This is a genomic window from Streptomyces sp. NPDC059008 (assembly GCF_042749045.1).
GTDB lineage: Bacteria > Actinomycetota > Actinomycetes > Streptomycetales > Streptomycetaceae > Streptomyces.
The window spans coordinates 54,902-78,869 of the sequence record NZ_JBHYJC010000007.1; the positions used below are offsets into that span (position 1 = coordinate 54,902).

24 protein-coding genes are annotated in these 23,968 nt (G+C 71.2%); 5 read left to right on the forward strand and 19 right to left on the reverse strand.

Going from position 1 to position 23,968, the window contains the following annotated elements; all coding sequences use genetic code 11:
• Positions 1–20 precede the first annotated feature (20 nt).
• The 15 genes from ACFWZH_RS11835 to ACFWZH_RS11905 all read right to left on the reverse strand — a co-directional run bounded on the left by ACFWZH_RS11835 (position 21) and on the right by ACFWZH_RS11905 (position 13,874).
• Positions 21–629: a polyketide synthase gene (locus ACFWZH_RS11835; RefSeq protein ID WP_384428295.1), complete on the reverse strand. Its 609-nt coding sequence runs from the start codon at positions 627–629 to the stop codon at positions 21–23.
• 25 nt (positions 630–654) lie between these two features.
• Positions 655–951, reverse strand: coding sequence for a beta-ketoacyl synthase N-terminal-like domain-containing protein (locus ACFWZH_RS11840; RefSeq protein WP_384428297.1), 297 nt, complete (start codon positions 949–951; stop codon positions 655–657).
• 124 nt (positions 952–1,075) lie between these two features.
• Positions 1,076–1,372: a putative quinol monooxygenase gene (locus ACFWZH_RS11845; RefSeq protein WP_384428299.1), complete on the reverse strand. Its 297-nt coding sequence runs from the start codon at positions 1,370–1,372 to the stop codon at positions 1,076–1,078.
• A 29-nt stretch (positions 1,373–1,401) separates the two neighbouring features.
• Positions 1,402–2,340: an NAD-dependent epimerase/dehydratase family protein gene (locus tag ACFWZH_RS11850; RefSeq protein ID WP_384428301.1), complete on the reverse strand. Its 939-nt coding sequence runs from the start codon at positions 2,338–2,340 to the stop codon at positions 1,402–1,404.
• A complete protein-coding gene (locus ACFWZH_RS11855) occupies positions 2,333–3,580 on the reverse strand; it encodes an MFS transporter (RefSeq protein WP_384428302.1) in 1,248 nt (415 codons plus the stop codon). Before ACFWZH_RS11855 ends, ACFWZH_RS11850 begins: the two co-directional genes overlap by 8 nt.
• A complete protein-coding gene (locus tag ACFWZH_RS11860) occupies positions 3,577–4,872 on the reverse strand; it encodes a hydrolase (RefSeq protein WP_384428303.1) in 1,296 nt (431 codons plus the stop codon). The genes ACFWZH_RS11855 and ACFWZH_RS11860 overlap by 4 nt, the downstream gene beginning before the upstream one ends.
• Positions 4,869–6,131 carry an ATP-grasp domain-containing protein gene (locus ACFWZH_RS11865; RefSeq protein WP_384428304.1) on the reverse strand — a complete coding sequence of 421 codons (1,263 nt, stop codon included), beginning with the start codon at positions 6,129–6,131 and terminating at the stop codon, positions 4,869–4,871. Before ACFWZH_RS11865 ends, ACFWZH_RS11860 begins: the two co-directional genes overlap by 4 nt.
• Before the next feature lie 56 nt (positions 6,132–6,187).
• Positions 6,188–7,135 carry a transketolase family protein gene (locus ACFWZH_RS11870; RefSeq protein ID WP_384428306.1) on the reverse strand — a complete coding sequence of 316 codons (948 nt, stop codon included), beginning with the start codon at positions 7,133–7,135 and terminating at the stop codon, positions 6,188–6,190.
• A complete protein-coding gene (locus tag ACFWZH_RS11875) occupies positions 7,132–7,950 on the reverse strand; it encodes a thiamine pyrophosphate-dependent enzyme (RefSeq protein WP_384428308.1) in 819 nt (272 codons plus the stop codon). The genes ACFWZH_RS11870 and ACFWZH_RS11875 overlap by 4 nt, the downstream gene beginning before the upstream one ends.
• The gene (locus ACFWZH_RS11880; RefSeq protein ID WP_384428310.1) at positions 7,947–9,803 is read right to left on the reverse strand and encodes a M20/M25/M40 family metallo-hydrolase; all 1,857 of its coding nucleotides are present in this window, start codon (positions 9,801–9,803) and stop codon (positions 7,947–7,949) included. The genes ACFWZH_RS11875 and ACFWZH_RS11880 overlap by 4 nt, the downstream gene beginning before the upstream one ends.
• Positions 9,800–10,867, reverse strand: a complete 1,068-nt coding sequence (gene argC / locus ACFWZH_RS11885; RefSeq protein WP_384428312.1) for an N-acetyl-gamma-glutamyl-phosphate reductase — start codon at positions 10,865–10,867, stop codon at positions 9,800–9,802. The genes ACFWZH_RS11880 and argC overlap by 4 nt, the downstream gene beginning before the upstream one ends.
• On the reverse strand, positions 10,860–12,179 hold the full coding sequence (locus ACFWZH_RS11890; protein WP_384428314.1) for a DegT/DnrJ/EryC1/StrS family aminotransferase: 1,320 nt from the start codon (positions 12,177–12,179) through the stop codon (positions 10,860–10,862). Before ACFWZH_RS11890 ends, argC begins: the two co-directional genes overlap by 8 nt.
• Complete coding sequence (locus ACFWZH_RS11895) at positions 12,176–12,805, reverse strand: DegT/DnrJ/EryC1/StrS family aminotransferase (protein ID WP_384428316.1); 630 nt, start codon at positions 12,803–12,805, stop codon at positions 12,176–12,178. Before ACFWZH_RS11895 ends, ACFWZH_RS11890 begins: the two co-directional genes overlap by 4 nt.
• Before the next feature lie 14 nt (positions 12,806–12,819).
• Positions 12,820–13,689, reverse strand: a complete 870-nt coding sequence (locus ACFWZH_RS11900) for a RimK family alpha-L-glutamate ligase (protein ID WP_384428318.1) — start codon at positions 13,687–13,689, stop codon at positions 12,820–12,822.
• Positions 13,686–13,874, reverse strand: coding sequence for a lysine biosynthesis protein LysW (locus ACFWZH_RS11905; RefSeq protein WP_384428320.1), 189 nt, complete (start codon positions 13,872–13,874; stop codon positions 13,686–13,688). The genes ACFWZH_RS11900 and ACFWZH_RS11905 overlap by 4 nt, the downstream gene beginning before the upstream one ends.
• A gap of 256 nt (positions 13,875–14,130) precedes the next feature.
• Between ACFWZH_RS11905 and ACFWZH_RS11910 the strand changes: the two genes are divergently transcribed.
• Positions 14,131–17,217 carry a BTAD domain-containing putative transcriptional regulator gene (locus ACFWZH_RS11910; RefSeq protein ID WP_384428322.1) on the forward strand — a complete coding sequence of 1,029 codons (3,087 nt, stop codon included), beginning with the start codon at positions 14,131–14,133 and terminating at the stop codon, positions 17,215–17,217.
• 26 nt (positions 17,218–17,243) lie between these two features.
• Here ACFWZH_RS11910 and ACFWZH_RS11915 read toward each other — a convergent pair whose 3' ends face one another.
• The 3 genes from ACFWZH_RS11915 to ACFWZH_RS11925 form a co-directional block, all read right to left on the reverse strand.
• Positions 17,244–17,396, reverse strand: coding sequence for a hypothetical protein (locus tag ACFWZH_RS11915; RefSeq protein ID WP_384428324.1), 153 nt, complete (start codon positions 17,394–17,396; stop codon positions 17,244–17,246).
• A gap of 229 nt (positions 17,397–17,625) precedes the next feature.
• Complete coding sequence (locus ACFWZH_RS11920; RefSeq protein WP_384428326.1) at positions 17,626–18,564, reverse strand: hypothetical protein; 939 nt, start codon at positions 18,562–18,564, stop codon at positions 17,626–17,628.
• A 68-nt stretch (positions 18,565–18,632) separates the two neighbouring features.
• Positions 18,633–19,532, reverse strand: a complete 900-nt coding sequence (locus tag ACFWZH_RS11925) for a helix-turn-helix transcriptional regulator (protein ID WP_384428328.1) — start codon at positions 19,530–19,532, stop codon at positions 18,633–18,635.
• 103 nt (positions 19,533–19,635) lie between these two features.
• Between ACFWZH_RS11925 and ACFWZH_RS11930 the strand changes: the two genes are divergently transcribed.
• Together ACFWZH_RS11930 and ACFWZH_RS11935 are read left to right on the forward strand one after the other, a co-directional pair.
• Positions 19,636–21,117: an MFS transporter gene (locus ACFWZH_RS11930; RefSeq protein WP_384428330.1), complete on the forward strand. Its 1,482-nt coding sequence runs from the start codon at positions 19,636–19,638 to the stop codon at positions 21,115–21,117.
• A 40-nt stretch (positions 21,118–21,157) separates the two neighbouring features.
• Positions 21,158–21,865, forward strand: a complete 708-nt coding sequence (locus ACFWZH_RS11935) for a hypothetical protein (protein WP_384428331.1) — start codon at positions 21,158–21,160, stop codon at positions 21,863–21,865.
• A gap of 34 nt (positions 21,866–21,899) precedes the next feature.
• Here the strand turns inward: ACFWZH_RS11935 and ACFWZH_RS11940 are convergent, their stop codons facing one another.
• Entirely contained in the window at positions 21,900–22,463 is a 564-nt protein-coding gene (locus ACFWZH_RS11940) for a hypothetical protein (protein ID WP_384428332.1), read from the reverse strand.
• A gap of 176 nt (positions 22,464–22,639) precedes the next feature.
• Here ACFWZH_RS11940 and ACFWZH_RS11945 point away from each other — a divergent pair, with 176 nt between their 5' ends.
• Positions 22,640–23,257 (forward strand): TetR/AcrR family transcriptional regulator, encoded by a 618-nt coding sequence (locus ACFWZH_RS11945; RefSeq protein WP_384428334.1) that lies wholly within the window; start codon positions 22,640–22,642, stop codon positions 23,255–23,257.
• Between the two features lie 146 nt (positions 23,258–23,403).
• Complete coding sequence (locus tag ACFWZH_RS11950) at positions 23,404–23,877, forward strand: carboxymuconolactone decarboxylase family protein (RefSeq protein WP_384428336.1); 474 nt, start codon at positions 23,404–23,406, stop codon at positions 23,875–23,877.
• Positions 23,878–23,968: the final 91 nt, after the last annotated feature.

Sequence of the window (23,968 nt, forward strand, 5' to 3'; positions counted from 1 at the left end):
ACCCGCCCCTCCGGCGACGGCTAGGGGCGGGTCTCGGTGTTCACCCGCAGACGCAGCTCGTCGAGCGGGATGCGCTCACCGGGCGCGGAGTGGTTCAGGCCGGGAACGAGTTCGCGTGCGCCGACGCACAGGACGGCCTTGACGATCCCGGCGATCCCGGCGATCACGGCCGAGTCCTCCAGATGACCGATGTTCGTCTTCACCGACCCGACCAGGAGCGGGGCGTCCTTCGTACGGGCCGCGCCCAACGTCGCACCGAGCGCCGCGGCTTCGACCGGGTCGCCGACCCGCGTGCCCGACCCGTGCAGTGCGACGCACCGGACCTGGCCCGGCCCGACGCCAGCGTCGGCACAGGCCGCGAGGAGCACCCCCTCCTGCGACGCACGTCCCGGCGTCGGCAGCGTCTCGGTCGCACCGTCGTCGTTCAGGGCACTGCCGCGGACGACGGCATGGATGCGGTCGCCGTCCCGGACGGCGGCTTCCAGGAGCTTGAGGACGACGAACCTGCCGCCCGCGCCCCGGACGTAGGCGTTCGCGCGGGCGTCGAAGGTGAAGCAGCGTCCGTCCGCCGACAGCGCCCCGGCCCGCTCCAGGGCCACGGTGCTCTCCGGCGCGAGGATCAGGTTCACACCACCGGCCGGAGCCAGGTCGGACTCACCGTTCCGCAGGCTCGCGCGCCGCCAGGTGCACGGCGGCCAGCGACGACGACTGCCCGGTGTCCACCACCAGACCCGGCCCGTTCAAGCCCAGCGCGTAGGAGACCCGGTCGAGGAAACCGCCGCGCGCCGGACCCCGGCCGCGCCGATCGATGATCGCGTCACCGCCGCCGCGCAGCAGCCGCCGGAACGCGTCCGGCCCGTGCGCCTGTGCGGGACCGGCAGCCGATCCCGACGACCGCGACGGCGACCGCGACCGCGACCGCGACCGCGACGGCGCGGGAAGGGAGAGCACGCATGCCATGGCCGGCGCAGTCGATCGTTGAAGCAGCCCGGTGTTCTTGCCGGATCGGTGGGTCACGCGGACGGGGTGCGGAGCCGTTGCGAGGACGGTCCACACCCCATTGCCCTGTCATCCGCTACTGCGCGCTGCTCACCGGACTGCTCGGGTGCACCTCGCGTTCGATGCGCGGCATGATCTCCTGGAGGTAGATCTTCTGGATGGCGTCGCCGGAGCCGTGGGCCTCCCAGTGCGTGCGGCTCGCCCAGCGCTCGACGAGGACGAAGCGGCCCTGGTCGTCCTCCGACTGGTACGCCTCCCAGTTGACGCAGCCGTCCTCGGCGAGACACAGGGGGCGCATCCGGGCCAGGGCGTCGGCCACCGGCGCGATGTCATCGGGCTCGGGGACGTGGACGACGACGATGAGGTCGAACATCACTGCTCCTTGGCGTGAGGGGAGCCGGCTCAGCCGGCGAGGGCGTTACGGGCGACCGTGGGAAGCCACTGGGCGATCGGGGTGAAGTGGTGGCCGAGGGCCGCCGCCCGGTCGCTCGACATACCGAAGTCGGCCGGGCAGGAGAACGGGGACAGGTCGGGGTCGCCGGAGGGGTCCTCCTTCTCGATCACGTCGGCCGTGAGTCCGGTCGCGCTCTCCACCGCGGCGCAGACGTCGTAGACATCGGCGGTGTCCGGAGAGGCGACGTTGACCGCTCCGGTGGCGTCGCAGAGGGCCGCCCAGGCGAGGAAGCCGGCGGCCTCGTCGGCCCGTACCAGCGAGGTCCGACCGGGCGCCGTGTGGGCGACGACGGGCCGCCCGGCCCTGATGCGGTCGAGGTGGAACTGCAGACGGCCGGTGAAGTCGCCTTCCGCGGCCAGGACATGGGCGACCCGGGCCAGCAGCACCGGCGTCTTCGCGCGGCGGGTCAGCGCGGCCTCGGCCTGGCGCTTTCCCTCGCCGTAGTGGGCGTCCAGGTAGCCGGGTGCGTTCCAGGGCAGGTCGGTGTCGAAGTCGTAGTCCGCCGGGTCGAGTTCCTCCTCGCGGGCCCGGGCACTGAGCGGCGGGGCCTGGAACCGCCAGCGGAAGGTGTCCCTGTTGTACACCTCGATGGTGCTGGTCATGACGATCTTCCCGGCCCGTTCGCCGAACGCCTCGCACGCCTCCACGGCGGCGTTCGGCGTGTAGCACATCTGATGGACCACCGCGTCGAACCGCTGCCCCGCCACCGCGGTGGTCAGCTCTCCGGGGGCGTTGACGTCGGCGCGCAGCCGCCGCACCGCGTCGCCGAAGGAGTCGGGGGTCTGCCCGCGATTGACCAGGGTGACCCGATGCCCGTCGTCCAGCAGTTGTCGGACCAGCACCTTGCCGAAGTACCGGGTGCCCCCGATGACGCAGATGTCAGACATTCTCCCTCACCTTCTCTTCGTTCTCCGTGTCTTCCGGGGCCTCGGTCCCCGGAGTCTCCTCGGTCGCGCCGGAGTTCCGGCCGCTCAGGCAGACGAGTGCGCAGCCCGCCGCCAGCAGGGCCGCGACGTACCAGTTGCCACCCGCCACACCGAGGGAGCGCGACAGGTCGAACAGGACCCCCGCGGCGAGGGAGCCGACCATGTTCCCCGCGCTGCGGAAGAAGTGCATCGCGCCCATGGCCTTGGCCAGCCGGTGCTCGGGAACCCTGCGGGCGATCCAGAGGTCGAACGACGGCACGAAGAGGATCTCTCCGAGCACCACCGTCAGACAGCCGACCACCACCCAGGGAGCGGTGCGACCGGCCCCGAAGGCGACGAACGCGGTGGTCATTCCGGCCAGGCCGACGGCCATGACCGCCCCCGGGCTGAACCGCTTGTTGAACAGCTTGAACAGCGGGTACTGGAGCACCAGGATGCTCAGCCCGGTGATCCAGAACGGCGCGGACGGGGCCCATCCCGGGACGTATGCCGCCATGTGCAGGGGGATACCGACCACGAAGCCCAGGGACAGGAACCAGAACGCGGCGGACAGCAGGAAGTATCGGGTGGCGCCGCGTACCTCGATGCCCTTGAACGCGGTCAGACTGAACAGCGGAGCGCGGCCGCCCGTGGCCTTCGGCGCACGCTCGAAACCCTCTCGGGGAATCAGTGCCGAGGTGATCAGGCAGAAGCCGATGAAGAACGCGAACACCACCGAGAACAGGGTCCGCAGCTCCACATGCGCCAGCACCGCGCCCAGCAACGCGCCACCGAAGAGGCCGACCTGCCCCGCCATCTGGAACGCGGAGAACGCCTTGGGCCGTTCCTCCTCGGGAAAGGAGACCAGGACGTTCTTCAGTCCGGGGAAGGAGACCCCTGAGCCGAAGCCGATGAAGAACGCGAGCACGCTGTACGCGAGCACGCCGTCGGTGAACCCCATGAGCCCGAGGGCCACGGCTTCCAGCGCCGTACCGAGGAACACGCCCCCGCGGACACCGGCGCGGGCCGCGATCCCCTCGTAGCAGAAGGTGGCGAGCAGGCGGCCGACGTACGTCATACACATGACCACGCCCGCCCAGAACCCGCTGTCGGTCCCGCCGAGGGTGGCGACGAGTACGGGGAACCAGATGTAACTGCCGGTATTGGCCAGGAGGATGCCGCCGACGACACCCATGAGTGCGCGCTTGCGTTGCCTGATCAAGACTCCTCCTTCCGGTCCGTCCCCGCGGCACGCAGCTCGGCGATGGTGCGCACGACGGCCTGCCGGTCGATCGGCACGCCCCGGATGACCGTGCTCAGCGGGAGGGCGGACAGCGGCCGGCCCGGAGCGTGCAGGTTGTAGGTGGCGGCCGCGCCGACGCGCAGTGGATGGCTGCCGTGGGTGTCGCCGCTCAGCTCGTCGAAGTAGCGGCGGCCCCCGATCGTCGCCTGGTGCCGCAACGGCCCCTCGAGCGAGGCGTCGTCGCCGCGCAGCAGGTCGAGTTCGCTCAGGAGGGAGTAGCCGTGGTACGCACCCGTGTTGCCCGAGTCGGTACCGATCAGCAACGTGCCCTCGCGGAGGGTGGACAGGGCGTTGCGGCGCATGTCGGCCAGCGCTGCCGTGCGGGTCTCCTGGCAGCCGTACTCGATGCCGTAGGGCTTCTCGATGCCCTGGGAGAACTCCAGGTTGCGGAGGTCCTGGGTCTCGGCGAAGCCCTCACGCCCGTACTCGGCCCGGAACTCCTCGCCCGTCATGATCATGGTGCGCAGGCCGGCCAGGGTGGAGACGAACCGGGCACCGTCGAACTCCTTCCAGTCGGCCGCGTCGAGCGTCCGGTCCCGCACGGTGTGGGCGAAGAGGCGGAAGCCGCACTCGTAGGCCCAGCGGGTCTCCTGGAGGGTGTTGCAGTCGATGACGGCGGTGATGCCGCGCTCGGCGGCGATCCGGGCGGAGAACTCGAGAACCCGCCGGGACAGCCGGGAGAACTTCACCGGGCTGCCCGGCTGTTCGGTGCCGTCCGTGAACATCACCTTCAGGAAGGTACCGCCGCGTTCGACGTTGGAACGTATCGCGTGTTCGAGATCGGTCTCGGTGGCGATGATGTGCACCGGGGCCGGGAACTCGACGCCGTGGCCGGTGAGGCCGGCGGCATTCGTCATCGCGGTGACCGCGTAACCGCAGTGCACCAGCTCGGGGTAGGGCAGTGCCGATTCCGCGCGGCCCCGCTCCCAGGCCTCCTTGACCAGCGGGAATCCGAACATGTCGACGACGTGGGTGACTCCGCTGTACAGGTACTGCAGCGCGACGATACGGGGGTCTTCCAGCGAGTCGTCGAAGTTGGCGGGAAGGCCCACGTGGGCGTGGGTCTCGACGAGGCCCGGCCACAGCTCGGGCGTGGCGAGGTCGTCGGCCTTCCGCTCGGCGACGGGCCGGATGCGGGAGAAGTGCCCGTCCTCGACGGTGACCTCGAAGACCTCCGTCGGGTCCAGCTCCGGAATCGCGACGCGTGTCATCGGGCGACCTGCACGGAGATCGTGAACTCGATGTCGTTCAGGGCCGCCTGGACGCGCCCGGCCGCCTCGTCCCGGTCCTGGCCGGTGAAGATGAGGTGGCCGAGCCAGTCGAAGTTGCTCTTCGACAGGCGCGAGACACGACGGCCCGGCTTGGCGTAGGCGAGGGCCTCGACGAAGCCCGGGGCGTCCTTGATCCGGTCGAAGCCGATGGAGACCAGCTCGCCCTCGACCGGGGAGCCGAACCAGTGGCCGCTGGCGATGACGTCGCCGGGGATCGGCAGCTCGGGACGCTCGCCGAGGGCCTGGCGGATCACCTCCAGGTAGGCGTTGACGCCGCTGGAGAGCTCCATCAGCTGCGGCACGATGCCGCCCGTGAGCCGGCCGTTGACCTCGCACAGCACCGGACCGTCCGCGGCGAGGAAGTACTCGGCGTGGATGAAGCCGAAGTCGATGCCGAGGCCCTTGAGGACCTGCTCGTTCATCGCGTACAGCTCGTCCTGGAGCGGGTGGCCGCGGAAGTAGGTCAGGCCCATCTCGATGAAGTACGGGAAGCCGCTGAGATTGCGGTCCGTGATGCCGAGGTTGACGATCTCGCCGCCCTGGAGCACACAGGCCTCGACGGAGACCAGCTCGCCCTCGACGAACTCCTCGACCACGATGTCCGGGATACGGGTGACTCCGCGCCCGTAGTCGGCGACCGACGCCAGCTCCGCGAGGTACGCGGCGAGCTCCTCCTCGTCGCGGAGCAGCAGTACGTGCAGGCTCGCGGTGCCGTCGGAGGGCTTCACCACGCACGGGAAGCCGATCTCCCGGACCGCGGCCTCCATGGCGTCGCCGGACGTGGGCTCGGCGACGTGCACGAACCGCGGCTGACGCACGTCGGTGTCCCGCAGGGCGAGCCGGGTGCGGTGCTTGTGGCGGGCGTTGAGGGCCGCGTCGACGCTCATGCCCGGCAGGCCGAGGGAGCGGGCCACCGACGCGGCGTGGACCGTGTGGTACTCGCTGTAGGTCATGACGCCGTGCACCGGCTTCGCCGCGTGCACCTCCTTGGCGAGCCGCTCCAGGTCGTCGATGGAGAACACCGTCTCGCTCTTGATCACCTCGCACCGGGGGTGCGCGAACGCGGCCTCGGCCAGCGGCGAGGCGCCCAGGTAGAAGTCGGGGTCGGCGGACACGAAGGTCACGTCGTGCCCGAGCTCCAGGGCGTTGGCGATGCCGGCGATGCCGTTGGGGTTGCATTCGATCATGAGGATATGCATGGGAAGTTCCTTGTCTTCAGGGGGTTTCGGGGCGATTGCAGTAAGACGGGCGAGGGTCAGCGGGTGCGGCCGCCGACGGGTACCGGACCCGAGGCGCCGGTGCGCATCCGGGTCACCGCGGTGCGCACGGCGGGCAGATCGAAGCCGAGGCGGGCCATGACCTCGTGGTGGTCGCCGCCCTCGGAGGGCCAGTCGTGGCCCGCGTTCACACCCGCCACCTCGCATCGGGGCAGCAGCAGCGCGAGCGCTTCGGCCACTCCGCCCTGACCGCGGTGTTCCTCGACGACGACGAACCGGGTGTGCCGCTCCGCCAGTTCCGCGGCCGCCTCGGCCAGGTGCTCGTGGTCCAGATAGGTCAGATGTGCGTGGGAGGCCCCGGTGGCGGCGCGGGCGGCCAGCGACAGGCGGGTGCCCTCCTCGCCCACCGACACCAGGCAGACGTCGTCGGGGTCCGCCTGGAACTCCCAGTTGACCAGGGGCGGTTCACCGCCGGGCAGGTCGAGCGACTCGTACGCGGCGTTCCGGCCCGTACGGATGTAGTGCGGCCTGCCGCTGCGCGCCGCGGACCGGACCACCGCACGCATCTCGGCCTCGCCGTAGGGAGCCGCGATGGTCACGCCGGGAACGCTGCGGAGCACCGCGAGGTCCTCCAGGCAGTGGTGGGTGGTGCCGAACCAGGCACCGGAGACGCCCGCGTAGGGTGCCACGACGGTGACGCCGGCGTTGAGGTAGCCCAGCGTCAGCTTCAGGCTCTCCGCGGCCCGCAGCGCCGCGAAGGGGGCGAACGTGCTGACGAACGGCCGGTAGCCGCCGGCGGCCAGTCCCGCCGCCATGTCGACCATGGCGCCCTCGGCGATGCCCACGTTGAAGAACCGGTCCGGGTGCGCGGTCTGGAAGGGATGGTTCTTGCCGCCCAGGTCCGCCTCCAGGCAGACGAGTGAGGTGTCCTCGGCGGCGAGGGCGGTCAGCTCGTCGCGGTAGGCGTCACGGCCGGAGAGAGTCATCGGATCGCTCGCTTCCACTTCGCGGCGCGCGCGCCGTCGATGGTCACGTAGTGGGAACCCGCCTTGCCCTCCACGGCCGGCACGCCCTTGCCCTTGACGGTGTGGGCGACGACGGCGAGCGGGCGGCGGGCGGCCGACCGGTCCCTGGCGAACAGCTCGGTCAGGGCGGCCGGATCGTGCCCGTCGACCTCCGCGACCTCGAACCCGAAGGCGGCGAACCGCTCGGTGAGACCGGGCAGCGGTGAGATGTCCGCGACCAGCCCGTCGTTCTGCCCGCCGTTGCGGTCCACGACCAGCACGAAGTTGCCCAGTTCCTGCGCCGCGGCCACCTGGCAGGTCTCCCAGACCAGCCCCTCCTGGAGCTCACCGTCACCCGCGACGGCGATGCCCAGGCCGCTTCGTCCGCCGATCCGTTGGGCCAGGGCCCAGCCCGCCGCGTACGGGACGCCGTGACCGAGGCTGCCGGTGGGGAAGCGGACGCCGGGCACCTTGGGGCCCGGATGGCCGGTGTAGGGCTGCCCCGCCCGGCCGTACAGCGGCGCGGGGTTCTCCGGCAGTACGCCGCTGACGTGCAGCGCGGCGTACAGGCCCGCGGCGGCGTGCCCCTTGCTCAGCACGACCTCCGTGCCGTCCGCGGCCAGGGCCCGGTGCAGGGCGGCGATCAGGATGTCGAGCACCGACAGGCTGCCGCCCAGATGGCAGCCGCGCTCGGACGCCGCCATGTCGACGACCAGCCGCCGGGCCTCCAGGGCTCGTTCGGCCAGCGTCGAGGCGAGTACCTCGGCGTCGGTGGGACCGTCGAGCACGGCAGTCATCGGCCGCTCCCTTCCGGAAGGGCGAACCAGCGGTTCACCGCGTCGGCGAGCAGCGCCCGGGCGGCGCGGTACTCCTCGCCGCCGATCCGCTCCTCGTCGGTGTGGTCGAGGGCGGAGTCGCCCGGCCCGTACGCCACCATCGGCACGTCGTGCCAGGTGGTCGCCAGGGTGTTCATGTCCGACGTCCCCTTCTTCACCACGAAGCGGGGCTTGATCCCGGCCTCGGCGAAGGCCCGGGTGAACGCCTTGGCCAGTGGGCCCGAGCGGCCACCCTTGTGGCCCGGGGTGGCGCGCAGCGCCTCGATGTCGACACCGTCACCGGCGTGGTGGAGCGCGGCGCTGCGCAGCGCCGCGAGATCGACCCCCGGCGGCACCCGGAAGTTGAGGATTCCGTGCGCCCGGTTGCGCTCCCGTCCGGGCTCGCACCGGATGTCGATGACCGCGCTGAGCGCCTCGGGCGCCTGCTCGAGCACCGACGCGCGGATCTCGGCGAGGGCGCGGGCCAGGCGGTCCGGGGCCGACACCGCGTCCTGGCCGGCCGAGTGTCCGGTGGGCACCGAGGCGGTCACCGCCAGTTTGAAGAGCCCGAAGTAGCCGAGGGTCAGCTTCCCCGAGCCGCTGGGCTCGCCGATGACGACCGCGTCGGCGGGATAGTGGTCCCGTACGTGGAACGCCCCCTTCGAGGAGGAGATCTCCTCCTCGACGGCGCCGACCACGACCAGTTGACCGTCCTCGGGTATCGCCGCGTCCGTCAGCACCTCGAGGAAGGCGGCGAGGCTGCCCTTGGCGTCGACGCTGCCGCGCCCCCACAGCTCACCGTCGCGCCACTCGGCGGGCCAACGGTGCGGGACGGTGTCGAGGTGGCCCAGGAGCAGCAGCCGGCGGGAACCGGTGCCTCGGGTGGCGACGAGGTTGCCCGCCGGGTCGATGCGGGCCTCGATGCCCCGCTCGCGGCACCACTCGGCGAGACAGGAGGCGAGTTCCGCCTCGTCGCCGGAGACCGAGGGCACACAGACCGCGCGAGTGAGCAGGGCGAGGTCGGCGGCGGGCTCCCTGGTGCGCCAGAACCGGGTCCACCTGGACGCCTCGCTCATGGTGTGCGGGCCGGTGATCGCCACATCGGCGCCGCTGTCCTTCAGGGCGATCTCGGCCGCGCGCACCTTCTGGCGCATGCGCCCGCCGGCGTACCGTGCCCCGTCGCCCGGGTAGGCGTCGCGCAGCGTCGAGTCCGGGGCGTGCGGGTCGGTCAGCAGTCCCGCGGTGCCGGTGACCAGCCGGAGGTGGTCGGCGTCCAGGGCGACCGCGAGCACCGCGGCCAGTACGTCGGCGTCCACGTTCAGCGGAGCGCCGCCGTCCCGGTCCGCGACCGGCGGGGACAGGCAGACCACGTCGTACGCGTCGAGCAGGGCGTTCAGCGCCGCGGTGTCGGCATCGGCGGGTACCCCCGCCCGGTGGTCACGGATCACGACGGGGCGGTCTTCGGCCGACAGCGCCTTCAGCGGGCGGTTGGCCCGGCCGACGACCAGGCCGCCCCGCGCGGCGACGGCCGTGAACACTCTCAGGCCCTGGGCCCGCAGGCCGCGTTCCACGGCGGGCAGGGTGACCCGCTCGTAGGCGTCGACGAGGTGGTCCATCTCCTCGGCAGGGCAGTAGCGCACCACGTCGCCGTTGGTCAGCCGGAGCGTGGGGACCGGGCGGTCGATCGCCGCGTAGTGGCGTTCGATGCCGGTGGCCCCGCCCGCTACCAGGAGGACCCGGGCGCCGCGGGCGACCACGTCGGCGATCTCCTTGTGGATGGCCTCGCGGTCGAGCGTCGCACTGCCGACCTTGATGACGTACAGCGGTCGGGTCATGGCGACACCGCCGTGATCGGCAGCCCGGCCGCCTCGTCGAAGCCGTGGATGAGGTTCATGGCCTGGATGGCCTGGCCCGCCGCGCCCTTGATCAGGTTGTCGAGGGCGGCCACCGTGACGCACTGACCGTCGCGGACGGCGACCGCCACTTCCGCGACGTTGGAGCCGGTGACGGCCTTGAGCATGGGGAAGTCCTGCGGCGCCTTGGGCGCCGGGCGGACCCGCACGAACTGCTTGCCGACGTACGCCTTGGCGTAGGCGCGCTTGACGTCGAGGGCGGTGACTCCTGACCGCAGCTCGGAGTAGGCGCTCACCATGATGCCGCGCGAGACGTCCATGCTGTGCGTGGAGAACCGCAGATCGACCGCGGCGCCCGTGAAGTCGGCGAGGGCCTGCTGGACCTCCGGCGCGTGCCGGTGGCCGTGCAGCTTGTGCACCCGGAAGTTGCCACTGCGCTCCGCCGGCTGCTCGCCGCTGCCGCGGCCGCCGCCGGTGGACCCGGTCTTGGCGTCGACCACCACCCGGTCGGCGACCAGCGGAGCGGCGCCGGCGAACAGCGGGTACAGGGCGTAGACCGTGGTGACGGCCATGCACCCGGGCAGGCTGACGAACCGGCTGTCGGGGATGCCGGGGCTCAACTCCGGTACGTAGTAGGCGAAATCCTCCAGTGGCGGGTGGGCCGCGGTCCTCGGGTAGTGCCTGCCGACCGCCTTCTCGTCGCGCAGCCGGAAGTCACCGCCCAGGTTCAACACGCGCTTGGCCCGGTCGGCGACCAGCGGCAGCTGCTCGGGCAGTGCGCCGGTGGGCAGGCAGCCGAAGGCGACATCGACGGTGTCGGTGTCCGCGAGCTCGGCCAGCGGTCGGAACGTGAGGCCGGACGCCTTGGGGTGGTTGCGCAGCCAGGGGTGGCCGCTGCCGACGGTCGTGCCCGCGGCGCGCTCCGCCGAGAGGAACGCGAGTTCCACGTGCGGGTGCTCCAGGAGCAGCCGGATCACCTCGCCGCCGGTGTAGCCGCTGGCTCCGAGGACGGCGACGCGGATCTTCTCGTGCGCTGCGTCAGCCAAGGCGGGCCGCCTTGTCGTAGGGACGGCTGTAGTCGCGGGTCTCGACGAGCTTGCGAATGGCGTCGGGACGACGGGCGACCTTCCGGAAGGCGTCGGCGTAGCGCAGGATCCGCTCGTACTCCACCGGGGAGCGCAGCTCGCGGCACAGGACGAGGGTGCTGTCGAGCATGCCGAGGGTGACCGGGAAGTCCTCGGGCCGGTGGTCGCGCACGGCGCCGGGGTTGAGGGTGAACGGGTAGCCGTTTCCGAAGCCGTCCCGGTGCTGGAAGGGCAGGTGGCACGGGATCGGGGTGTTCTGCCACTCACGGGCCGGGACGCCCTCGGCGACCAGGAGTTCGTGCACGGCCTCCTTGACCGCGAACACCGGTATGTCGCCCAGGCCCACGGCCTCGGGGTGCAGGGTGGTGCGGTACATGTTGTACGCGTGGACGTGTCCCTCGGGTACGTGCGGCGGGGTGAACAGGCCGGTCCCGCTCAGGGCCTCGCCGAGCAGCGCGGCATTGCGTGCCCGGATCTCGTCGTAGTACGGCAGCCGCTTGAGCTGGCTGGCGCCGAAGGCCGCCGCGACCCACGACATGCCGTAGTCGATGCCGTGCCGCTCCAGGTAGGCCAGGGCCCGGTCGTAGCCCTCCTCGGAAGCGAAGAACGCGATGCCCCCCTCGCCGCCGAGCGGGAAGTTCTTGTCGGCCATCAGGCTCTGGCCCGCGGCGTCTCCGATGGAGCCGGCCACCTGCGCACCGACCTTGGCGGAATGGGCGTGCGAGGCGTCCTCGACCAGGGCGATGCCGTGCCGGTCGGCGAGGGTGCGCAGGGCCGACACGTCGGCGGGCAGTCCGTGCACGTGCACCGGCATGAGCGCGCGGGTGCGGTCGGTGATCGCGGCGGCCGCGGCCTTGGGGTCCATGCAGTAGGTGACGGGGTCGATGTCGACGAACACGGGGATCGCGTGCGCGGCGACGACGGCCTGCGCGGTCGCGATGAAGGTGAACGCCGGCACGATGACCTCGTCGCCGGGCTGTACACCGGCGCCCACGAGGGCCATGTGCAGACTGGAGGTGCCACTGGCCGTGGGCAGCGCGTGCGCCGCACCGACGTAGGAGCGGTATGCCTCGGCGAAGTCGGCGACGACCTTCTCGGGCGCCTGCCGCTGGGCGAGCATGAGGTTGAAGACGTCTTCCTTGGTGATGACCGGGAAGAGGGTGCGGCGCGACGCCTTGGGAATCAGGGCCTGGCCGCCGAGGGCGGCGAGTTCGGCGTCGAGTTCGGCGGGGTCGGGCAGGGGCAGCGGGGCTGCCGGGAAATCAGTGATCATGAGCGTGCTCCGGTGGGAGTGGCGGGACGTGCCGCCTGGGTCAGGGCCATCCGCACGCAGGCGGCCACGAGAGGGCTGAGCCGGTAGTTGAACTGGACCCCGGGTACCAGGGAGGCGTCGGCCTCCTCCTGCGTCCACATCGTGCGCAGGTCGTAGGCGCCGAAGATCTTCAGTCGCTCGGCACGGGCCCAGACCCCGTCGTCGTCGGTGAGGACGGCGGCGGCCGGCCCGAAGCCGAGTCCGGTGAGGTCCACGACGAGGGCGGGGGCGGTGGCGGCCCGGGTGAGCTCGCCCAGCTGATCGGCGTTCTGAGAACCCAGTGACACGTAGTCGTACGCGGCCGGCCCCTGCTCCCCGGCACTGACGCCGAGCCAGCGCAGGAAGCGGCCGGTCGCCGCGTCCGGCTCGGGGACGGCGACGGTGTCGCCGTGCCCGATGCCCTGGCCGGCCAGCGCCGCGTGGACGGCGGCGGTACGGCTGTTGACGAGCACGGCCCGTGCGCGTCCGGTCTGCTTGGTCAGCAGTCGTTCCAGGCCGGGCAGTTCCCGGTCGCTCTTCTCGATGCTCATGACCACGCCCGTGGTGAGGACGCGGGCGAGCACCGTTGCGGTGTCGAACAGTTCCATGGGTCTTCTCCGTGTCACACGGCCGAGGCCGTGAGGGTCTCCGCTACGTAGGCGGCGAGGTGGCCGGCCACGTTCACTCCGTGCTGGGCGGAGGAACGGGCGAATTCGGGGTTGGCGTTCACTTCGAGCACGAGGAGTTCGCCCGTGGACCGGTCCTCGACCAGGTCCACCCCGTAGAAGCCGGGGCCGAGGGCGTCGACGGCCTGGCCGCAGAGCTTCTCCATCTCCGCGGTGAGCTCGACGCGCCGGACCTCCGCGCCCAGGTGGGTGTTGGTGCGCCAGTCGTCCGACACCCGCTGGATGGCCACCACCGGGGTCCGCCCGACGACCACCACCCGCAGATCGTGGCCGGGCTTGTCGATGTACTCCTGTACGACGACGGGGAACTGCTTTCCCATGGCGTCGGCGGACTCGCGGCCCGCGGCCCACGCCTCGACGCAGTCGGGATGGGTCATCTTGCTGACGCCCCGTCCCCAGGAGCCGCTGACGGGCTTGACCACGGCGGGCATGCCCATGTCGGCGACGGTCCGGCGGACCTGGTCGAGGCTGAAAGCGTGTCGGGTATCCGGGTGCGGGATTCCGTGCTGTGCGAAGAGCAACGCCTGCAGGCCCTTGTCGTTGCACGTCTCGATCGCTGCCGCGCGGTTGAGGGTGGGGACTCCGGCGTGTTCCAGGCGGCGGGAGACGCTGATCGCGTCCCGGTGGGAAAGGTTCCTGATCAGGGCGAGAGCGGGCGGGCCGGTGTGGCCCGCCACGATCTCGGCCAGATCCTCCATGAGCAGCGGTCGCGCCGTCAGACCCTCGTCACGCAGTGCGCCCAGGAGCAGCTTCTCCTCCGGGCGCAGCATCGTGACCGAGAGCAGGACCTGGTCGGAGGTGGTCACTCGCCCCAGTCCTCTTCCACCTCAGGGGCGAGGTCCAGGCGTATGCCCGCCGCGGACTTCTCGACGACCTCGTGCTCCTGGCCGCAGGCCCCGCACTCGGTGATCTCGCCCTTCTCCCAGTCCTCGCGCACCTCGAATTCGGTGTCGCATACGAGACAGCTGGCGACAGTGGTCGCAAGTGCCATGTTCATGACTCCTTTGTGGTTCGCGTCGCACGATGTGCCGACGCCGTTGCCTGCGCGGGGATGGCGATCCGAGCGCATTTCGGGTCCGCCGCCTCCGGCACCGGTCGGATGCCTCGGGAGGCGCGGAGGGCCGCCACTTTCGGTGGCTGCAAGGAGCCTGCCGGGCGGTGATACCACTCACCTACCGGTCCGGTACCGCGCGCTGCGGTAGTCACCTCGAACTGGTATTTTCCAGGCAGCACATGGGGGGTGCACTTTGACGATCACAGAAGATCGCGGGCTGCGGTTCAACGTCCTCGGATCCCTGGAATGCCTGGTCGACGGGCATCGGATCAAGCTCGGCGGACCGCTTCAGGAACGCATTCTGACGTCCCTGCTATTGGAGTCCGGGCGGACGGTGCCCATCGAGCGCCTCATCGAGACGGCTTGGGGGGAAGCCGGACCCGATACCGCCAAGCAGCAGGTCCGCAAGGCCATCGCCGACCTTCGGCGGCGCCTTCCCGACGGTCCGGCGCTGATCGTGACCGAGGACGCGGGGTACCGCGTGTCCGTGGAGCCGCTCCGGGTCGACCTGCACCTCTTCTCGCGCCATGTCCAACGGGCCGCATCCGACCGCTCCGACGGAGAGCCCGGTGCGGCGGCCGGGGAGCTGCGCAAGGCCCTCGCGCTGTGGCGGGGCCCGGTGCTGAACGGGACGGGTGGGCCGATCCTCGACGCGGCGTCCACCGTGCTGGAGGAACGGCGACTGGCCGCGGTCGAGGAGCTCTTCGCGCTCAGACTCCAGCTGGGCGAGGACAGCGACCTCGTCAGCGAGATACGCGAGTTCGCCGACGCCTACCCGCTGCGCGAGGGCCTGCGCGCCCAGCTGATGCTCGCTCTGTACCGCGCCGGCCGGCAGGCCGAGGCCCTCCACGAGTACACCGCCGTACGGGACTTGCTGGCGGAGGAGCTCGGGATCAGCCCCTGTCCGGACCTGGCCGGCCTGTTCGAGAAGATCCTCCGGGCCAGCCCCGAACTGGACACGCCCTCACCAGCGCCTTCGGCCCCTTCCCCCCGACCGTCGGATGCAGCGCGAGCGGCCGAGAACGCCCCGTGCACCCTGCCGTACGAATTACCGGACTTCACCGGCCGTCACCTGGAACTCGGCTACCTGCTCGATCGGGGACAGGCCGGCGAAGGGGTGCGGATCGTCGCCGTCGACGGGATGGGCGGTGCCGGCAAGACCACCCTGATCGTGCGTGCGGCCCACCGCCTGGCCGCCTCGTATCCGGACGGGCAGCTCTACATCGATCTGCGCGGCTTCACCCCCGGGGAACGCCCGCTCGCACCCGAGGAGGCGACGCGCATACTGCTGCGCGCCCTGGGAACAGCGGACAGCGCCGTCCCCGACGACACCGAGAGCCGTTTCGCGATGTGGCAGACCGCCTCGGCCTCGCGGAGACTGCTCCTCGTCCTCGACAACGCGGCCGAGGCCGCCCAGATCCGTCCGCTCCTGCCCGTCACCTCCGAGTGCCTGGTCCTCGTGGCCAGCCGGTGCCGACTGCTCGACCTCGACGGGGCCCACTGGATATCACTGGGAACGCTCCCGCCGCAGGACAGCGCGGCGCTGCTCGCCCGCACGCTCGGCGAGGAACGCGTGGCCGCCGACCCTGAAGCCGCGAAGTCACTGGCCACTCTCTGCGGGCACCTGCCGCTCGCACTGCGCATCGCCACGGCCAGACTCCACAACCGCCCCCGCTGGACGCTGCAGTACTTCGTCGACCGGCTCCGCGAGGAGGACGCCCTGCTCACGGAGCTCCGCTCCACCGAACGCAGCGTCGCCACGACCATCCAGCTCTCCTACGAGGCCCTGGGCGAGCAGCACCGCCGGGCGTTCATGCTCCTGGGAGTACACCCCGGGCCGAACTTCGACCCCCACGCGGCCGCGGCTCTGACGAACATGACGCCCAAAGACGCGGAGCAAATGCTGGAAGACCTGCTGGACTCGCAACTACTGCAGCAGTACGAGGCAGGGCGGTACTCCTTCCACGACCTCATCCGCAGTTTTGCCCGCAGCCTCTGGGACGATTCCGTCAGGCACGAGAAGGACACGGCGGTCGGCCGGCTGCTGAACTACTACCTCGGTGCCACCAACGAGGCGTGCCGGATCCTGTTTCCCGGCCTGCGCCAGTGCGCGTCCGCTCCGACCGGCGACGCGCCGGGACTGCCCGCGTTCCGCGACGCACAGACCGCCCGCCGGTGGTACGACCGGGAGAGCCGGGGCCTTCAGGCCACCGTCCGGCTGGGACAGAAACACGACTTCCACCGCCTGGCCAGCTACCTCGCCCGAAACACGGTGCTCCACCTGCATGCGCAGGGCGCCATCCAGGACTTCCGGGAGCTGGCGGAGGTCGCGGTGGCCGCGGCCCGTCGGGCGGCGGACACCCAGGCCCTGTGCCTGAGCCTGGCCAACCTGGCCTCGGCCCACCAGATACTCGGAGAGTTCCGGTTGGCGAAGGAGGCCGCGGAGGAAGGTCTGCGGGTGGCCCGGTCGCACGGGGACCCCGTCAGCGAGGCAGCCTTCCTCGACCTGCTCGGCTGGGCGCACATCGTGCTCGGCAGCCTCTCTGAGGGGTACGACCTCCTGTTGCGGGGCATAGGGCTGCACCGCGAGTTCGGAACCCTCCGACGGGAATCCATCGCCCTGTGCAATCTCAGCACCCTGCACCTGTGGCAGGGCCGGACCGCGGAAGCGATCGCCGCCGCCGAACGGGCCGTCATGCTCTGCCAGGAAGTCGGGGAGCGGGAGCACGAGGTGGCCGCCCTCAACGACCTGGTCATCGCGCACCTGGACGGCGGCGACGACGCATCGGCACACAGGCACCTGGAGCGGGCCCTGGTACTCGGCGAGGACTCCGTGATGCCCAGGAACCGGGCCATGTCCCTGGCCCTGCGCGCCGTTCTCCACCAGCGGAACGGGCAGGACGACGAGGTGATGACGTACATCGATCACGCACTCGCGCTCGTCGGCCCTCTGGGCACGGTGACCTGGCAGTGCGAGGTCGAGAACATCGCGGGACTGGTCCACCAGCGCGGAGGGGACCACGAGAAGGCGCTCGGCCTGCACCGAAGTGCCCATCAGAGGGCACTGAGCATCGGATACCGCATGGGTATGGCGCATGGGCTGCACGGCATGGCCAAGGCCGAGAAGTCGCTGGGACGGTATGACGTCGCCCGGGAGCATCTGCACAGCGCCGAGGAGCTGTTCGCCGCCATGAACATCCCCCGGGCCGTCCTGGGCTCGCCTGGCCGTGCGCCTGTGTGCTGCAGCCTTGGCTCCTTCTGCTGCAGCACACAGGCGTAGGGCGCCGGGTCGGCAGCCCGGTCCCCTCACTGGTGGCTGACGCCCGGCCCCTCGTTGGTGGCCAGGATGCGCACACCCTTCCCGGTCCCGTCGGCCTCGACGTGGTGCACCGTCACTCCGGACCCGACGGCAACGGCCAAGGCGACGACGCCGATCAGGCCGGTCAGTTTGCTGCGCATGGTTTCCCCCTAGATATGCATGATCCTCTCGGATGGAACAGATCGTGGCGGAACGACAGTCCGTTTCTGTTCCGTCCGGATACCAGCGTCACCACCCGGGCCGGGGATCGCGAGCCCCTGTAACGGACACGTTCCTACTGGATCTGGGGGAGCGGTCGCCGGCAACGGCTCGGGGCCGCCCGGGGCCGCCCGCCGCGACGTCGGACCGGCCGAGACGTCGTCGGGGTGTTCATGCCGCTGTGCGCAGCCAGGTGTCGCCTGCGCGGAGCCAGAGGGAGCCGTCGCGGCCTTGGCCGCAGTGCAGCACGACCCGACCGGGCACCCGAAGCCGGTGCCGGCCGGTCACTGCCCAGGTGGTGCCGTCGAGCTCGGCACGTACGACCTCGACGGACCGCTTGTTGTGGTCCCGGCGGGTCAGTACCGCCCGGTTGCCGCGGACCGCGAATCCGTCCGGTGCGGGGACGGGACTGCGATAGCTGGTGACGTCGCCGGTGGACGGGGTGATCCGGGTCAGGAAGGTGCCGCCCTTGCTGCTGCCGGAGTACCAGACGAGCCAGACCCGTTCGTCCTCGGTCGCGGCGGTGCAGCCTTCCAACGGGTGGTCGGGCAGCCGTCCCTCGGGAGCCCAGACCGCCCGGCCCCGGGTGTTCCACCCCGCGAGGCCCGCTCCTGACTCGGGGTGGCCGCCGTAGATGCCTTCGTCTCCGTGAGCCGTCCAGATGCCGCCGTGGACGTCGGTCACCAGGGCGGGGATGTCGTCGCCGACGCAGAACTCGGCTTCGGGCGTACCCGATGGGGAGAACACCACGGCGTTGGGCGTCCAGCGGCCGTCCGTCCCGTTCCGGAACGTACGGCCGCCGACCAGCACGAACCGGGAATCCGGGAGCAGAGCCAAGTGGCAGGGCCACATCCGAACGTCCTTCACCGGGACGCGCCGCTCCTGCTGCCCCGTGACGATGACCAACTCACCGGTGAACGGGACTCTCGGCTTCCACCCGATCCACCCCTTGATGTGGCGGCTGCGCTCAAGGTGCCGTCGGTGGACCAACAGGACCGCGAGCTCCCCGGCAGGCCCGACGCTCCACCACAGGGCCCGATGCCCCCGCACGGCATCGGCGGCGGGGAGCCGCCACACAGGCTGGAGCGCGGCATCGGAACGAGCGGTCATGGGGCGGAGATTCATCTGCGGTCGCCTCTAGGACTCCGGGAGCGCCAAGCCGCCCGAAGAGCGCTACCTTACCGGGCCGGCGTCGCCGCGGTCCCGGCGCCAGGGGACCAGGCATGAGGCTTCGCGGCGACCTGGTCGGACAACAGGCGCAGCGCGTCCGCCGAGGCGGTGTCGTGGGGGGTGTAGACCTCCAGCCGGTGGTCGGGGCTGTCGGGCTGGAGCCACACCTGGTAGTCGACGTCGACGTCGCCGACGGTCGGATGCCGCAGGTGCATGGCGCCGACGGTGCAGTCCGCGACATCGCCCTCGGCCCACAGGCCGGCGAAGTCCCGGCTGCGCATGGCGAGTTCGCCGATCAGTTCGGCCAGCCGGGCGTCAGTGGGGTACCGGCCCGCGGTGAGCCGCAGGTAGGCCACATGGATGCGGGCGAGTTCGCCCCAGTTCCGGTGCAGGTCTTGGGTGAGGGGGTCGAGGAAGAACATCCGGGGGACGGACGGCCGTCGCGCGGGTTCGTGGGGCGCCGTGAAGTCGACGTGCTCGGCGACGAGGGCATGTCCGGTGCGGTTCCAGGCCAGCACGTCGCCGCGGCGGCCGAGCACGACGGCCGGCGTGCTGTCCCCCAGGGACGCCAGCAGCGAGAGCACCCGTTGATGCGGCCTTTCCGGGCGGGGGCGGACCAGGCGTGAGGTGGTGGGCTGACGGGCGAGGTTGTGCAGGTGGGCCGTCTCGGTCGGATCGAGCCGGAGCACGTCGGCGAGGGCGTTGAGGACCTGTCGGGAGGCGGTACCGGCCTGGCCCTGCTCCAGCCGCGTGTAGTAGCCGACGCTCACACCGGCGAGCTGGGCGAGCTCCTCGCGGCGCAGGCCCGGTACCCGGCGGGCGGTGCCGTAGGTGCGCAGGCCGACGTCGGCCGGCGTGACCCGGTGGCGGCGGGTCTTGAGATAGGCCCCGAGGCGCTCCAGTTCCATGACGTCGAGCGTAGGCGCCGCGGTCCGGGTCCGGGTGTCCCTGTGAGGTGTACCCATGGCGCGGGGATGGTTGCCGGGCGGACGGCAGCGCACCGTCGGAGGCATGAATGCACAGCGTGTCTCCCCCTCACCCGGCCTGCGGGCGTGGCTCGGTCTGCTGGTGGTACTCGGCCCGGTACTGCTGGTCGCGATGGACGGTTCGGTCCTCTTCCTGGCGATGGCCGAGATCTCCCAGGCGCTGTCGCCGAGCGCCGATCAGGCGTTGTGGATCCTGGACGTCTACGGATTCGCCGTCGGGTCCCTGCTCATCGCGTTCGGCAACATCGGCGACCGGTACGGGCGGTTGAGGCTTCTGGTCACCGGCACGGCGGTGTTCGGTGCGGCCTCGGCGGGAGCGGCGTTCGCCCCCGGGCCGGAACTGCTGATCGTCTTCCGGGCGTTGATGGGGGTGGCCGGTGCCACGCTGCTGCCGTCGGCGCTGGCGGTGCTCGGCGAACTGTTCCCCGACCCGCGCCGGCGGGCGAGAGCGATCGGGATCTTCGCGGCCACCTTCGCCGCCGGCTTCGCGATCGGCCCGGTCGTCGGCGGACAGCTGCTGAGCAGCCTGTGGTGGGGGTCGGTCTTCCTGATCAATCTCCCCGTCGTCGTGCTCTTCCTGGTCCTGGCCCCGGTCCTGCTGCGCGAGGTACGCGCCACCCGGGCCGGGCGCATCGACGTCCTGAGCGTGGTGCTCTCCGCCGCGGGCATCCTGCTCACCGTCCACGCGATCAAGCGCGTTGCCGCGGAGGGGCTGACCGCGACCCCGGCAGCCACCGGGATCGCCGGCATCGTCGCCCTGGGGTGGTTCGCGCGGCGGCAACTCCGCCTCGACCACCCGCTGATCGACTTCGCTCTCTTCCGCGACCGGGTGTTCACGATCGCGGCCGTCACCGGGCTGCTGCCGCTGGCCGCGTGGTCGGCGACGGCCTACCTCGGCGGCATCTACCTCCAGTCCGTCCTTGGACTGACGGTCCTGCACGCGGCTCTCGTCGCGCTCCCGGGCGCGGCTGTGCTGACCGTCACCTGCATCGTCACACCGGCAGTGGTCGCGCGTACCGGTACCCGGACAGCGCTCCTCGGCTGCCACCTCCTCATCGCCGCGGGTCTGCTCCTGCTGCTGGTCACCGGCGTCTCCAGCGGTATCGGCTGGTACGTGGCCGCCACCGTCGTCGCCGGCCTCGGCTACGGCATCTCCTTCAGCGTCGTCGCCGATACCGCCGTGGCCGCGGTTCCCGCGGAGCGCGCCGGGTCCGCGGCAGCCATCGCCGAGACCGGCAACGAGATCGGCAACGCCCTCGGCATCGCACTCCTCGGCTCACTGGCCGCCCTGGTCTTCCGCCTCCAAGGACCCGGCATCGCCGGCACCCTGAACGAAACCCTGCAGGCACCCGGCCTCACGGCCGCGGTCATCGGCGATGCGAAGGCGGCCTTCGTCACCGGTCTGCACATCGCCGCCGCCGTCGCAAGCATCCTCCACGCCGCACTCGGTGTCTTCACCCTGCGGCACCTGCCGAGAAGCGGGGTGGACCGGAAGGATGGCGTGTGACAACGGTGCGAGAAGCAGGGGCAGAAGGGTGACGGCGTCGATGGTCGCGATCGGTCGGGACGGCTTGAGGGTGAAGATCGCCGTGCAGCGGGTGCGGCTGGGGAGTGAGGAATTCCGGGTGATCCGCCCGGCGACACCGCTGCACAACGGGGCGCTCTACGAGACCGACCACCGATACGAGATGTACGTGGACCGGGTGGACGGTCGGCGCATCGGCACCCTGTGGCTGCTCGCGGCGCGCTCCCCGCGGTCGCTGATCCATCTGCCGATGCGCGCCACCCCGACCGTGCCCGGAATCGGCTGGAGGGACGAGAAGCCGCTCGATCTCGTGCTGGCCCACCGATCGTTGCAGTTCCGGCCGTCCCGCTGGAAGCGGCTGCGCGAACGCATCACCGCGGGAAACGCTCCCCGCGAGCTACGGACCGCCGGCGTGCCGGAGAGCGATGTGCTGTCCGACCAGGAGGTCGACGACGCACGCCTGGGCGGGCAGCGGGACCGGGACCTGCTGCGCCCACACGTCCATGCCGAGACGCTGTTCCTGACCGGCACCACGAGGGCGTTCAGAGAGTCGGCCCGGCACGTCTTCGCCGTGACGAAGGAGGGTCCGCCCGCCGCCGCGACCGAGCTGTACATACCGGGGCCGGGCTGCAACTACCACCTCTGCCGGGGCCTGTACACCTGGAAGAATCCGCAGGCGCACGACCGGGAACACATCCATGTGGTGTTCTCTCCCCGCTGGGCGAAATGAGCGCCGGCCGGAACCCCGTCGCGCGGTGTGTCCGTCAGGCGGTGATCTGCCGGTACATCTCCCTGAGTTCGCGGGTCGCGGCCGAGAGATCGCCCAGGTCGGGGTCGGCGGCGGCGTCCTCCCAGAAGATGTACACCTGGTCCGACCGAGTCCACGCCAGAAGGTCGGTGATCTGCGTGAACGTCGAGGGGGCGAACCGCGGGAGCAGGTCCTCGCCGTCCTCCAGAGGGGCGTCGGTACGCAGTTTCCGCCCCGTCAGCAGGCTCAGCCAGGCCGCCGCCGCGTAGGCCGACTGGGATATCACGTGGAAGTCCGGATCCTGGTCCTCGGAGTAGGCCAGCCCCAGCGCGGTCAGATGGTCGTGGACCGCATCGGCGTCCACCGTTTCCCCGGCGGCCGCCCGGCGCAGCCCGCCCACCGCTTCCGGATTCGACAGCACGGGCTCGTCGCTGAAGTCCCTGTCCGCACGCTCGATGTGGTCGAGGAGCGGAGCGAGGAGGTCGTAGAGGCCGGTGATGTGCTGAGCGAGGCCGGTGTCGGTGCCGCCGATGAATTCGTCGAGGGCCTGCAGGAGTTCGGGGTAGGTCGGATCCGTCACATGAGCATGGTTAGCACGGGGCACTGACATCTGCGGGCCGGTGCGCGCTCGGCCGTAGGTCGGGCCGGGGATTCCACCGCCACCGGTAGGGCGCCGTACGGATGAGCAGATGCGCGAAGATGGAACGGGACGGGTCCCGCCGCGCCGGTCCCGCACACCAAGACGACCCGGGGAGCATGCACGTGGCCAAGGCCGAACGGGCTGCCGAGACCAGGGAGCGGATCCTCGCCGCTGCGTGCGAAGTGATCGCCGAGGTCGGCTTCGAGAAGATCCGTATGCGCATGGTCGCGGAGCACGCCGGGGTGTCCACGGCCCTGCTGCACTACCACTTCGAAAGCCGGGAGCGGCTGTTCGCCGAGGCGATGACCCACTCCTTCGGGCAGACCGGCACCGCACTCGAACGGGACGCCGACACCGTCCCCGCCTCCGTGATCCTGGCCCGCATCCTGCACCACATGCTGCCCACGGGCCCGGAGCTGCGGCAGGACTGGCGGCTGTGGCAGGAGCTGTGGGTGCGGGCCCTGCGCGACGAGACCGCGCAGAGGCTCGCCGTCGACCTCTACGACCAGCTGCACACCTGGTTGAGTCAGGTGATCCGCCGGGGGATCGACGCGGGCGAGTTCACCGACTGCGATGTCGACGAGGTCAGCACGCTGCTGCTGGCGCTCGGCGACGGGTTCGGCATCCGGCTGATGCTGGACGATCCCCGGATCGACCTCGCCGCCGCCCAGGCGGCCGTCTGGCGGGCCGTCGCGGGGACGCTCGGCGTGCCCGACACCTTCCCCGAGATCTGATCCGGCGCTCATGGTGCTGCGTGAGCGCGCGCCTCCTGAGCGTGACGAAGAGTGGAGGTGGCGCGCGTCACACTCCTTCGTGTCACATCCTGCCGGGCGGCTCCGTCATAGGGGTGTAGCCAACGACAACGGCCAAGGAGCACACCATGGAAGCCCGTCTGAACCTCTTCGCCAGCCCGGCCGCGGGAAAGCTGATCAAGCACTTCGGTGCGGCGGGCAAGGTGCTCTCGGACTCGGCACTGCCGGCCGCGACGCAGGAACTGGTGAAGATCCGCGCGAGCCAGATCAACGGCTGCGGGTTCTGCCTCGACATGCACACCAAGGAAGCGGCCGCCGCCGGTGAGACCTCGACGCGCCTCAACCTGGTCGCGGCGTGGCGGGAGGCCACGGTCTTCACCGAGGCCGAGCGCGCGGCGCTGGAGCTGGCGGAGCAGGGCACCCGCCTCGCCGACGCGGCCGGTGGGGTGACGGACGAGGCCTGGGCGAACGCCGCCAAGCACTACGACGAGGAGCAGCTCATGGCGCTGGTCGCCCTGATCGGCCTCATCAACGCCTACAACCGGATGAACGTCATCGTCCAGCAGCCCGCCGGCGACTACCAGCCCGGCCAGTTCGGATAACCCGGATCGTCGGGACCGCGAGAAGTGCCTGGCCCGGAAGGCCGCCGCCGACGGACGCCCCGCGCCGGCGGCGGCCCCGCCTTACGGGCCG